The sequence below is a fragment of the Phytoamicus setariae genome (genome assembly GCF_016722925.1).
Taxonomy (GTDB): domain Bacteria; phylum Pseudomonadota; class Alphaproteobacteria; order Rhizobiales; family Rhizobiaceae; genus Rhizobium_E; species Rhizobium_E setariae.
Genome location: NZ_JAEQNC010000003.1, coordinates 20,579 through 32,508, shown reverse-complemented (window position 1 = coordinate 32,508; position 11,930 = coordinate 20,579). Strand labels below are relative to the sequence as shown.

Below are 11,930 nucleotides of genomic sequence, written 5' to 3'. Positions count from 1 at the left end.
CGTTGTTTATTCAATGAGTTTTCTGCACTGTGATAGGAAGGCGTCCATGGTGCTCGCCAGCTTGGTGCCGGGCCGAAGCAGGACGACGATGTCGGCCTCGGCAAATGTTTCCATCAGCGGGATCGCCACCAGTTGCTTGCCGTCCGGAGAGGCCAGATCGCTGGGAAGATGCGGCGCGATCGAATAGCCCAGACCATGCGCGACCAGTGCCCGCACCATCTCGAAAGAGGGTGACTGAAAGCGGATCGCGGGTTTATGGCCATGCCGCTGGAACAGGGCGTTGATAGCGGTTCGCACCGATGGATAATCGAGCAGAACCATTGGCAGGTCGGCAAGATCCGCAACGCCGAGCCCGGCGCTTGCGGCCAGGAGATGATCGGTTGGCAGCAGGACATGCGGCTGCGCCCGGCGCAGTGTCTCGATCGAGAGGTCCGCAGGCATGGCCAGCCGGTAGCTGATCGCGGCGTCGATGCGCCCGGCGCGCAATTGCTCGACGAGATCCTCGTGATCCGTTTCGAGCAGCCGTATGCCGGTGGTCGGATGTAGACTGGAGAACTCGGCGATCAGCGACGGAAGGAATTGCGGTGCTAGCGTCATGAAAAAGCCGACGCGCAGTTCTTCTTCAACGACTGGAACCGCCTGCTCTGGGGTCGCGATGGGTACCGCCCGCCGGTAGCCGCGATTGGCATAGACGAGCGGCGAGCGCTGCTCGGACATTTCAATGTTCTCAGCTTCGCCGATGAAGATGCAATGCGTGCCCCAGACGAGCGCGGTGCGAAGCGCGCAATCGAAGGAAACGATGGCCCCCTCGATCACCGGGGCGCCGGTTGCCCCGGCATGCCAGGCCGTCTCGGCAAACCTGTCGCCGCTTTCCGGCTTGAGTCGGCCCGAAAACAGGTCGGACAGTCCACTCTGGCTGCCGCTCAGCACATTGGCGCAGAAGCGGCCGTTCTTGCGGATCGCTTCGCAGGCCGGGCTCAGGTGGTGCACGCTGATCAGCAGCGACGGCTTGGTCGTGTCGGCCGAAACCGAGGTCATCGAACTGACGGTGACCCCGTGTCGACCGGCCTCGCCATCCGTGGTGACGACAGTGACGGCCGATGCCACCCTGCTCATGCCCTCGACGAACAGCTGGCGCAGTTCGGTCTGGATGGGTTGCATGATCATGCGCGTCCTCCTTGTTGTCAGCCGAGTTCGAAGAACCGGGCAAGCTCCACGTCGGGCACCTTTCTGGCAAACTCGTCCAATTGCGCCTGCCGGGTCGCCGCGAAGCTCTCGACAAAGCGGTCCCCGAGCGCCTTTCGAGCGAAGGCCGAATTGCGGAAGCGATCGATCGCTTCGTGCATGGTGCGCGGAAACAGAAGGGCAGGATCGATCTCCTGTGCATAACCGTTTCCGAGAAGCTCCTCGCGCGGTTCGATCTTCCCGCGGATGCCGGCAAGGCCAGCGGCAAGCGTCGCGGCCGTCGAAAGGTAGGGGTTGGAATCCGAGCCCGGCAGCCGGTTTTCAAAACGCAGGGAGCCTGGATCGTCGCCGACCACGCGCAAGCTCGCGGTGCGGTTTTCATAGCCCCAGTTCAGCGACGGCGGCGCAAACGTACCCGGCGCAAAACGGCGATAGGCATTGACGCTCGGCGCGAAGATCAGCATCAGGTCGCCGAGATAGGCCTGCAAACCGCCGAGGAAATGCCGGAACAGTGGCGACATGTTGCGTGGGTCGCCCTCCCGCCAGAAAAGTGGCTTGCCTGTGGTTTTGTCGACCAGCGAAAGGTGGATATGCGTCGACTGGCTGTCGGCGGCCTCGCTCCAGCGCGGCATGAAGGTCACCATCTTGCCGTTGCGGATTGCCAGAGCCTTGAGGAATGTTCTGAGGACGACGGCTTGATCGGCCGGGCCGAGATCGCGTCCCGCCCCGATGCAGACTTCCATGAAGCCCGCGCCGATTTCCTCATGCGCCTTGTAGAGATCGATCCGGAGATCGGCGCACATGTCGATCAGCGCATCGTACCACTCGCTCTGCGTGCTCTGGTAGAGAACGAGATCGTGGCTGGCGAATGTGGTGGCGGGTGTCAGGTCGCGGTAGCCCTTGTCCTTGGCCGACTGCGGCGTCTCGTTGAAAAGGGTGTATTCCAGCTCCAACCCATATTTGGGCGAAAAACCCTCGGCATGCGCCTCGGCGATGATTTTCTTGAGCAGGGCGCGGGGGCAGATGGCCGCCTCGCCACCATCGAAATCGGCCAGGAACAGCAGGCGCTTGCCTTGGCCATGCCAGGGGATTTCACGCCAGGAGCCCGGATCGAGACGCAGCTTGGCGTCATGGAAATCCGAGTTGTCATCCGACACCCCCGGCATCGGGAGCACCACATCCGTCGGATCAAGCGCCAGTGTGACGGGCGACATCCCCATGCCGCTTTCCGCGATCGACAAAACCGCCTTGCGCGATACGAGCTGGCCCCGAAGGAAGCCATTCGTATCCGATGCCGCGATCGTGGCGAATTGGCAGTGCTTATCCTCCAGCAGGCTTTCCAGTTCGCTCATGTTCCCTCCCGATGAACTTGATTCTTGATTGGTCTTCGCTGAGCCGGCCCAGCAGGGCGAGGTCGGCTTCGGCATTGGTGGAGTAGGCCTTCAGGAACACCCTGATGCCGTTGATGACGTGGCGTTCGGGCTGCAGCTCCTCGAATGTCAGCTCCGGACGCAGATGGGCCTTGCCGCGCGGCGTCGACAGGATCAGTGACCAGAAGTCGTCTGCCGCCAGTTCGTGGTCATCGAAGGCCAGACGGCCGCGCTCGCGCATCGCATCCATGTACCGGACGATCCCGTTGAGCGCCCGATCGGGTCCCGCTTCCAGGTAGAGCCGGCCGATGCCGGGAAAACGCCCGGCTTCGGAAATGACCATGCGGCCGAAAGCGATGACCTTTGGATCCAGCGCAAAGACGGCATATTTCATGCCAAAGTCGAGCATGGTCTCCACCATGTCGTGGCCTTCTGTCCGCTCGAACGGGATGAGCAGATCGGCCTTCTGCAGGTCGAGCAGGGCGGTGAACAGGCCTTCCTTGTCACCGAAATAGGTGTAGAGCGTCGGTTTGGAGACCTCCGCCAGTTTAGCGATCTCGTCCATGGACGCGCCGGAGAAGCCGCGTGCGGCAAAGATTTCGAAGGCAGCATCAAGGATGCGGCCACGTTTGGCGGCCGATTTGCCTGGCTGTTTAGTCAATGTGAGCCTCCGCCTTACTGAGGTGCGAGGAAAGAAATCCCGTCAAAAGCCGGTTATAGCTTTCGGGCGCCTCCAGATTGCAGAGATGACCTGCCCCAGGCAAGACTTCGAACCGTACTTCCGCTGGAGACTTGTGCATGGCTCGGGCTGCTGCGATGCGCCTTGCCACGCCGGAAATTTCCGCAGGTGGCGCCAGGCGATCGTGCTCTCCCGTCATCATCAGCACGGGCATGACGAAGCGCGCAAAATCGAGCCGGAAGGGCGGCGACGTGAAGCACCGGACCGCAGCGCGATAGGCTTCCGGCCGAATGGCGCTCATCGACGCAAGCAGTTCCGCCTCCGCTGTCGGCGGGCATTGCGGCCCTTTCAACATGCGCACGACATCCGGCGCGATATCTGCTGGCGTCAGCCCCCGGTCGAGCGGCGCTTCGCGCGCCTCGCGAAAGGCCCGCACCGTTTCCGGTTCGGCCTCGGACATGCCGGTACAGCCGCCGCTCAGCAGAAGGCTTGTCACTCGATCCGGATAGGCATGGGCAAAACTTGCGGCCATCCAGCTGCCGTAGGACATGCCGACGAGATGGGCGCGTTCGACGCCGTAAGCGGCCATGACTGCATGGATGTCGGCGAAATGATCTTCGAGCCTCAGTTCGCCAAAAGCCAGATCGCTCTCGCCGTATCCACGAAGGTCCAAGGCAACGGCATGTGCATGAGGTGCGAGCGCCTGGATCTGCTGGCGCCAGTTTTCCTTGCGCCCGCCGATGCCGTGCAGGAACAGCACCAGCTCGCCTTCGCCGGCCGACAGCTGGCCGATCCGGTGGGGCAGTTCGGCTACAAGGCTGCGCATTTCGATGCGATGCTTCAGGAAGCCGAGTCCAGCAGCAAATATCTCGCGTGTCTCGGACGCACTTTCGGCGACGGCGTCCGGATCCTGGCCCGCGAGTACTGCGCTCCAGACGACTTTGGCGCCATCCCCATCGGCGACGACGCGAACCGTTGCGTCATAGCGGTCAAGAACGGTGCTGCCGGCCATCATGCGGTAAGACAGCATGCGCTCCGTGTCGCTGTGAAACAGCATTCTCTCCCGAAACACCGTCGAGACGCCGGCAACGGTGAAGACGCGCTCTGCCGCCCCATTGGTCATTTCGAGCCGGCATGTTTCCATTGCTGGATGCCAACCCGAACCGAAGTCGCCGACCACGGTCCAGACGAGATCCGCTGGCGCATCGATCCATTCGGTGCATTGGACCTGGATTGCGGGGCTTGTCTCGGCTGGCGTATCGGTCATCGGATTGCCTTGCTCAGAGTCAGCGCAGGGCCTTGGAGGATCCGTGCCCGCCACGCCAGAGCGAGGTGCGGGCGGATTCCGTATCGGTGCCGACATTGTCGATTTCGTCCATGTCATAGAGCGTCAGCACCGACAGGTAGTCCTCCATGATTTCGGAGGTGTAGGGCAGCATGAGCGCGCCGCAGCGGCTGTCGCGGTAAAGCCGCTCCAGCGGCAGGCTCTTGAGCATGGACTGCCCACCGCAGGTCCGGATCGCCAGCGCGGTCATTTCCTGTACGCCTTCCATGACAGCATATTGCGCGGCGTAGAGGCGCATCACTTCGGCCTTGGAAGGGTAAGCCTTGGCTTCCATCATCGCACGGTGCCAGAGCGAGCGCATTTCCATCAGTTTCTGGTACATCCGCCCGACGGCAATCCGCTTGGTCGGGTATATCCGGCGGTCGATGCCCTTGCCTTCGGCTTCACCGCGCAGATAGGCGACGGTGTAATCGTAAGCCGCCTGCGAGACACCCATGTAAGTCGGAGAAAGCAGCGCCATCATGTGCGGCCAGTTCGGCAGTGTCTTGGAAAACACGCCGCGCGGCATCATCAAGTCCTCGTCGGTGACGAAAATATCCTTGAGAATGAGATCGCGCGATACGGTTCCACGCATGCCGATCGGATCCCAATCGCCGACCACCGTGAGGCCGGGCGCATCCTTCGGCACGGCAAAGATCATCGTGTCTTCGTGGCGGGGTTCGATGCCCGCGAAATGCTCTGTGCAGACGATGCAATAGTAGTCGCAGTTTCCGGCCAGCGACGCGAACTTCTTGAAGCCGTTAATCAGATAGCCGCCGTCGACCTTTCGGCAGTTGGTCTGGATTGGCTTGGAGGTCCAGTTCTGTCCGCCTTCCGAGATCGGTTGGGAATAGATCGCGCCTTCCTCGACGACACGCCGGAACTGGCGTTCGCGCATCCGGGCGAAGGCCGTGCGTTCCTCTTCGGTCAGATCGGGCATGTCGAACATGAAGTTCGACCACAGCATGGCCGATGTATGCATGTTGAAAGTCAGCGCGGTCGCACCGCAATACTTGCCGATTTCCGCGGCCACTGTCGCGTATTCCCCGACCGTGAATCCGTAGCCGCCGAATTCCTTCGGTACGACCAGTTTCAGGAAGCCATGCGCGCGGAGATCATCATAATTCTGGGTCGGGAAGGAGGCGTCCCGGTCATGGGCAAAAGCGCGGGCGGCGAAGCCTTCGCGCCCCAGCAGATTGGCCTTTTCCATCATCGTACGAAGATCGCTCGAAAGACATTCGAGATCGTAATAGTTCGAGAAACTCATGTTGCCTGCCTCGGAGATCGCTGCGCGGTGCATCTGTGCGTCATGTGCGTGCTGGTTCATGCGAAACGTCCTTGCAAAATGCCGTCCCTGGCCACGACCTCGTCATCGAGGGTAATGGTGCAGTTTCGGAGCGGGAAATCGAAATGGCCCTCGGTGAAGCGGCCGGCATACTGGTTGGCGCCGGTGGAAAACAGGAAGCTGCCGGCAAAGGCACGAAACTCGGTCGCCTGCATGTCGCGCTTGTCGTAGAGCGCCATGGAGACCCATTTGGCGCCCGTATTGACGCCCCAGCCGACATGCGAGAAGCCGTAAGCGACTGGATCGTTCCAGGCCGCGAGGTATTCGCGGGTCAGTTCTGCGTCGAGATTGTCGCCGATGATCTCGGTGACATAATCGTTGCGGACCTCGAGGATGACGCGATCCCTGAGGAACGTCTTGAAGGTCAGGTTCTGGTCGCCGGCATCCATGACGATGCGGCCGTTGATCGTGTTCTTGCCGGGAAAGCAGAGGCACAGCCCCCCCGGCCAGTGCGCGACGCCACCCGGCCTGGTGGTGAAACCCGGCGTGCCGCCACAGGGTGCGCCCGACACATCGATGGTGAGGTCGGTGCCGGCGCGGCTGGTGACCCGCATCGTCTTTGCCTGCTTGAGCGCAGCAATGCCGAGCTCGACCTTGGCGGCAAGTTCGATCGTCGGCTCGGTCCGCTCGAGAATTTCCGGGTGTTCATTGCAGATGACGAACAGGCGCGTGCCCGCGTCTTCGATCTCCTGCCATTCGGGGGCATGCAGCAGGCCTTCGACCGTGACATCGACAACGATCTCGACGGCCTTGAGTGCCTCGATGACGTGCCGCATGCCGCGGATCGCCTTGCAGGCACCGGTGGAGCGCACGGGCACCGGCGCATCGAGCTTCGGCGTCGGCAGGGTGATGATGGAGAAGTCGGCGCCGAGATCGTAGCAGGCAAGTTCCGCCAGATGAACGAGAACGGGACGCGATTGCGTTTCCGCGATGATGATGGCGCTTGTGCCCGGACCTATTCCGTTCAGCGCAAGTACCCTGCGAAAGGAAGCCAACCACTTCCCTTCGATCCGCTCCTGCAGCATCGATATTCCTCCCATGCCCGTTCGTCTCGGGCTCCTCACCCCAAACGCTAGCACGGAAATTTCATTCTTCAAGCACTTTTTTTACTAAACAGTTTAGTTTACTCCTTTGCTTGTGAGGAGCTTTGCCGGAGGAGCGGGTAGCGATAATGTCAGGTCGCGGCCAGCATCGATGCGGCAGCCGAAGGGCAGCAGGGGAGGAACCAGGATATGCTCGGACCGTCAGCACATACCGACACATTTGCGCGCGACAACCTTCCGCCGCCGCACCAGTGGCCGGATATCCTTCTCGATGGCTTCGATTACCCGGAGCGGCTGAATATCGGTGTCGAACTGACCGATCGGCAGGTCGAACGCGGTTTCGGCGATCATGTGGCGTTGATCGGCAACGGTCGGCGTCGAACTTACAAGGAGCTTTCCGACTGGACGAACCGGCTCGCCCATGCGCTGGTCGAGACCTATGGAGTCAAGCCTGGCAACCGCGTGCTGATCCGCTCTGCCAACAATCCCGCCATGGTCGCCTGCTGGCTGGCGGCCACCAAGGCCGGTGCAGTCGTCGTCAATACTATGCCGATGCTGCGGGCGGGGGAACTTTCCCAAATTGTTGACAAGGCTGAGGTTTCGCTTGCCCTTTGCGATACGCGGCTGATGGATGACATGATCGCCTGTGCCAAAGACAGCCGGTTTCTCAAGCAGGTCGTCGGCTTCGACGGCACAGCCAATCACGATGCCGAACTCGACAGGGTGGCGCTCGACAAACCAGTGCGGTTCGAGGCGATCGCAACCGGCAGCGACGACGTGGCCTTACTCGGCTTTACATCCGGCACGACTGGTGTGCCCAAGGCAACGATGCACTTTCATCGCGACATCCTCATCATCGCGGATGGCTATGCGAAGGAAGTGCTGGGCGTGACGCCGGACGATGTGTTCGTCGGTTCGCCGCCGCTTGCCTTTACCTTTGGACTTGGCGGGCTGGCGGTGTTTCCGCTGCGCTTTGGCGCGACAGCGACCTTGCTGGAAAATGCCTCGCCCCCGAACATGATCGAAATCATCGAGAAATATCGCGCGACGATCAGTTTCACCGCGCCAACAGCCTATCGCGCCATGCTGGCGGCAATGGAGGAGGGTGCCGATCTTTCCTCCTTGCGCATCGCCGTCTCAGCGGGGGAGACGCTGCCCGCGCCGGTGTTCGAGGCCTGGACGACAAAGACGGGAAAGCCGATCCTGGACGGAATCGGCGCGACCGAGATGCTGCACATCTTCATCTCGAACCGGCTGGAGGACATGGCGCCCGCCACCACTGGCCGGCCGGTGACCGGCTATGAGGCGAAGATCGTCGATGAGGAGATGAGGGAATTGCCGCGCGGTTCAGTCGGCCGGCTTGCCGTGCGTGGCCCGACCGGTTGCCGCTACCTCGCGGACGACAGGCAGGGCAAGTATGTCCGCGATGGCTGGAATCTGACGGGCGATTCCTTCATCCAGGATGAGGCGGGTTTCTTTCATTTCGCCGCGCGGTCGGACGACATGATCATATCGTCAGGCTACAATATTGCCGGGCCGGAAGTGGAAGGCGCATTGCTTTCGCATGCCCACGTCAAGGAGTGTGCCGTCATTGGCGTGTCCGATACGGATCGCGGCCAGATCGTCGAGGCACATGTCGTGCTGGTGGACGGTGTAGCGGCCGACGATCTGACGCGCAAGATCCTGCAGGATCACGTCAAGGCGACGATTGCGCCCTACAAATATCCCCGCTCGATCAAGTTCATCGCCGAATTGCCGAAGACACAGACCGGCAAGATCCAGCGCTTCGTGCTGAAGGCGACATGATGGCCGGGGTCGAATGAAAGGCCTGTTGCCTGTCAGGGGGACACCCGCCGCCTTGCCGTCGCCCTCTCAGGTTTGCCATGCGCCGTTCACGCCCGATAACGTAGAGCGTTCACCAACAGGGCGAATGCGGGCGACGACTGTCTGCGGCTCGGGTAGTACAGGTGATATCCCGTGAACGGTTCGCACCAGTCTTCGAGGATCCGCACCAGCTTGCCGCTCTCGACATGTGCCTGCACGATATCCTCGGGAAGATAGGCCAGGCCCAACCCTGCCAGGGCGGCATTCAGCCGGAGCGCGATATTGTTGAATACCAGTTGGCCTTCGACTCTGACTTTCAGTTCCCGACCGTCTTTCTCGAATTCCCATGCATAAATTCCGCCATGGGTCGGCAGGCGTATGTTGATGCAGACGTGATCGGTCAGACCCTGCGGTGTGAGGGGTTGGGTGCGAGTGGAAAAATAGCTCGGCGCCCCGACCACCGCCATACGCATGTCCGGCCCGATCCGCACTGCGATCATGTCCTTCGCCACCTGTTCGCCGATGCGGATGCCCGCATCGTAACGTTCGGCAACGATATCGGTCAGGCCATAGTCGACAATGACTTCGACGTGGATATCCGGATAATCAGGCAGGAACCTCTCCAGCGCAGGCGAGAGCAACGTTCCCGCCGGATGCTCCCCGGCCGTGATACGGATGGTGCCCGATGGCTTATCGCGAAATTCGCTCAGCGCGGCGAGTTCACTTTCGATCTCGTCGAGCTTGGGGCCGATGGATGCGAGCAAGCGTTCGCCTGCCTCCGTCGCCGAAACGCTGCGGGTGCTCCGCGTTAACAGCCGAATGCCGAGACGCGCCTCGAGGCCCCGGATCGTATGACTGAGCGCGGATTGTGAGACACCGAGTTGGGCGGCGGCCTTGGTGAAGCTTCGCACGCGGGCGACGGCCAGGAAGGCGACGAGGTCGTTATAGGATTGGCGCGACATTCATGAATCTTCCTCATAGGTCCATGCGGCTTTTACCAGCTAATCGGAACCAATCCCAGTTGCTAAGTTCTTCAGCAGAGGCGGCTCCCGGCGCCCTCTTAAACGGAAGGACGATATCATGGAAATCAGGCGAGTGGGCTCGCAGGCCTCCGGCAAGGGGCCGCAAGAATGGTTCACCGGCACAGTGCGGATCGATCCGCTATTTGGGGTCGTCCGTCCGGCGCGCGCCGCCGGCAATGCCGTCACGTTCGAGCCGGGTGCCCGCACAGCATGGCATACCCACCCGCTCGGCCAGACATTGATCGTCACATCCGGTTGCGGGCGTGTGCAAGGGGAGGGTGGTCCGATCGAGGAGATTCATCCGGGTGACGTCGTATGGTTCGAACCCGGTGAAAAGCACTGGCATGGCGCATCGCCGGCTACGGCCATGACCCACATTGCCATCCAGGAGTCTCTCGATGGCAAGGCCGTCGACTGGTTGGAAAAAGTCACTGACGAGCAGTACAGCTCATAGGGAGAAGACAATGCAAAAGCGCAAACTCGGCAATAGCGGACTGGAAGTCTCGGCCATCGGGCTTGGATGCATGGGGCTGAGCTATGGCTATGGTCCGGCGACGGACACCAGTGAGGCAATCAAACTGATCCGGACAGCGGTCGACAGCGGCGTCACCTTCTTCGATACCGCCGAAGCCTACGGGCCGTTCGTCAACGAGGAGCTGCTCGGCGAAGCGTTGTCGCCGTACCGCGACCATGTCGTGATCGCCACCAAATTCGGGTTTGACAACGGAAACGTACAGGACGGCCTCAACAGCCGACCCGAGCACATCAGGCAGGTCGCCGAAGCCTCGCTCAAGCGGCTGCGGACCGACGTGATCGACCTGTTCTATCAGCATCGCGTCGATCCTGATGTCCCGATCGAGGACGTCGCTGGTGCGGTCAAGGACCTGATCCAAGAGGGCAAGGTCACCCATTTCGGCTTGTCCGAGGCGGGCGCGCAGACCATTCGCCGGGCCCACGCGGTTCAGCCGGTCACCGCCTTGCAGAGTGAGTATTCGCTGTGGTGGCGCGAACCGGAAGCCGAAATCCTGCCGACGCTCGAGGAGCTTGGCATCGGCTTCGTGCCCTTCAGCCCCCTAGGCAAAGGGTTCCTCACGGGTGCGATCAGTGACACCACGGCCTTTGACAGCACGGATTTCCGCAATGTCGTGCCGCGTTTCACACCCGAAGCCCGCAAAGCCAACCAGGCCCTGGTCGATCTTCTGGGACGGATCGCGGCCGAAAAGCAGCGGACATCCGCCCAGATCGCGCTTGCCTGGCTGCTGGCCCAGAAGCCGTTCATCGTTCCCATTCCAGGCACCACCAAGATCCACCGTCTCCAAGAAAATCTTGGAGCAGCTGCCGTGGAGCTTTCAACCGACGAACTTGCTGACATCGAAGCGGCTGTTTCCAGGATCACGGTAGAAGGCGATCGTTACCCGGCTCACCTGCAGGCAAGGGTCGGCCGCTGAGCTCCTGGTCATTGCTCGATTGAGCGAGACGGCGGCCCGGCGGGCCGCCTTCTTCATGCCCGTTGAGGACAGGTGGCCCTGATCGCCAGTCCTAAAAGAAGTCGAAATCCGAAGCCTTCAGGTCTGCAAGCCTGGTGTCGTCGAGGCGTAGCTCGTGCTTGCCGAAGTCGAAGACCAGATCTTCGCCGACATTTCGAGCTGTTGCTTTCAGTTCCGCGAAGGTATCGACGCCGAGCGCGTCATCAATACGGATAAGATCGTTGCCAACGCCGAAATCATCGATTTCGGTCAGACCTTTGCGGAAGATGAAAGTATCGTTGCCCAAGCCGCCTTCAAGATCGTCCCGGCCGGTGCCGCCATCGAGAAGGTCTCTGCCCGATCCGCCTTCCAGGTCGTCGTTGCCGGCGCCGCCATATAGCTTGTCATTGCCGGCATCGCCCTCGAGGTCATCATTTCCACCATAGCCGAAGAGCGTGTCGTTGCCGCCCTTGCCTTCGATCTCATCGTTCTGGTTGGTTCCCTTGAGGATGTTGTCGTTCTTGTTGCCGTGTCGGATTGCCATTGGCCGGTTCCTTCCTTTCCGTTGCTATGTCATGCCTATTGCACAGGCCCGCTGACAGATGCCTGACAGCTGAAGTCAGCATTTTGTAAGGTATGCTCGCATAAAGTCGGCTGATGAGAAAAAGATCC

Annotated in this window: 11 protein-coding genes; 3 read left to right on the top strand and 8 right to left on the bottom strand. The window is 61.2% G+C overall.

Annotated elements, in window-relative coordinates; translation table 11 throughout:
* Nucleotides 1-6: 6 nt before the first annotated feature.
* From JJB09_RS05405 to JJB09_RS05380, 6 genes are read right to left on the bottom strand one after another with little or no spacing between them, the layout of a single operon-like run.
* The gene (locus JJB09_RS05405) at nt 7-1,167 is read right to left on the bottom strand and encodes a LysR substrate-binding domain-containing protein (RefSeq protein ID WP_201654320.1); all 1,161 of its coding nucleotides are present in this window, start codon (nt 1,165-1,167) and stop codon (nt 7-9) included.
* A 17-nt stretch (nt 1,168-1,184) separates the two neighbouring features.
* Nucleotides 1,185-2,537: a glutamine synthetase family protein gene (locus JJB09_RS05400; RefSeq protein WP_201654317.1), complete on the bottom strand. Its 1,353-nt coding sequence runs from the start codon at nt 2,535-2,537 to the stop codon at nt 1,185-1,187.
* Entirely contained in the window at nt 2,506-3,216 is a 711-nt protein-coding gene (locus JJB09_RS05395) for a TetR/AcrR family transcriptional regulator (RefSeq protein ID WP_201654314.1), read from the bottom strand. Before JJB09_RS05395 ends, JJB09_RS05400 begins: the two co-directional genes overlap by 32 nt.
* Complete coding sequence (locus JJB09_RS05390) at nt 3,209-4,501, bottom strand: alpha/beta fold hydrolase (RefSeq protein WP_201654311.1); 1,293 nt, start codon at nt 4,499-4,501, stop codon at nt 3,209-3,211. Before JJB09_RS05390 ends, JJB09_RS05395 begins: the two co-directional genes overlap by 8 nt.
* Before the next feature lie 19 nt (nt 4,502-4,520).
* On the bottom strand, nt 4,521-5,885 hold the full coding sequence (locus JJB09_RS05385) for an acyl-CoA dehydrogenase family protein (RefSeq protein ID WP_246748595.1): 1,365 nt from the start codon (nt 5,883-5,885) through the stop codon (nt 4,521-4,523).
* The gene (locus JJB09_RS05380; RefSeq protein WP_201654308.1) at nt 5,882-6,928 is read right to left on the bottom strand and encodes a 2,5-dihydroxypyridine 5,6-dioxygenase NicX family protein; all 1,047 of its coding nucleotides are present in this window, start codon (nt 6,926-6,928) and stop codon (nt 5,882-5,884) included. Before JJB09_RS05380 ends, JJB09_RS05385 begins: the two co-directional genes overlap by 4 nt.
* Nucleotides 6,929-7,135: 207 nt before the next feature.
* On the opposite strand from JJB09_RS05380, the gene JJB09_RS05375 reads away from it, so the two are divergent.
* On the top strand, nt 7,136-8,752 hold the full coding sequence (locus tag JJB09_RS05375) for an AMP-binding protein (protein ID WP_201654305.1): 1,617 nt from the start codon (nt 7,136-7,138) through the stop codon (nt 8,750-8,752).
* 86 nt (nt 8,753-8,838) lie between these two features.
* On the opposite strand, the gene JJB09_RS05370 is transcribed toward JJB09_RS05375, so the two are convergent.
* Nucleotides 8,839-9,732, bottom strand: coding sequence for a LysR family transcriptional regulator (locus JJB09_RS05370; protein ID WP_201654302.1), 894 nt, complete (start codon nt 9,730-9,732; stop codon nt 8,839-8,841).
* A gap of 118 nt (nt 9,733-9,850) precedes the next feature.
* On the opposite strand from JJB09_RS05370, the gene JJB09_RS05365 reads away from it, so the two are divergent.
* Both JJB09_RS05365 and JJB09_RS05360 read left to right on the top strand, forming a co-directional pair.
* Entirely contained in the window at nt 9,851-10,246 is a 396-nt protein-coding gene (locus JJB09_RS05365) for a (R)-mandelonitrile lyase (RefSeq protein ID WP_201654299.1), read from the top strand.
* A gap of 10 nt (nt 10,247-10,256) precedes the next feature.
* The gene (locus JJB09_RS05360; RefSeq protein WP_201654296.1) at nt 10,257-11,240 is read left to right on the top strand and encodes an aldo/keto reductase; all 984 of its coding nucleotides are present in this window, start codon (nt 10,257-10,259) and stop codon (nt 11,238-11,240) included.
* 91 nt (nt 11,241-11,331) lie between these two features.
* On the opposite strand, the gene JJB09_RS26895 is transcribed toward JJB09_RS05360, so the two are convergent.
* The gene (locus JJB09_RS26895; protein WP_201654293.1) at nt 11,332-11,802 is read right to left on the bottom strand and encodes a calcium-binding protein; all 471 of its coding nucleotides are present in this window, start codon (nt 11,800-11,802) and stop codon (nt 11,332-11,334) included.
* Between the last annotated feature and the right edge of the window lie 128 nt (nt 11,803-11,930).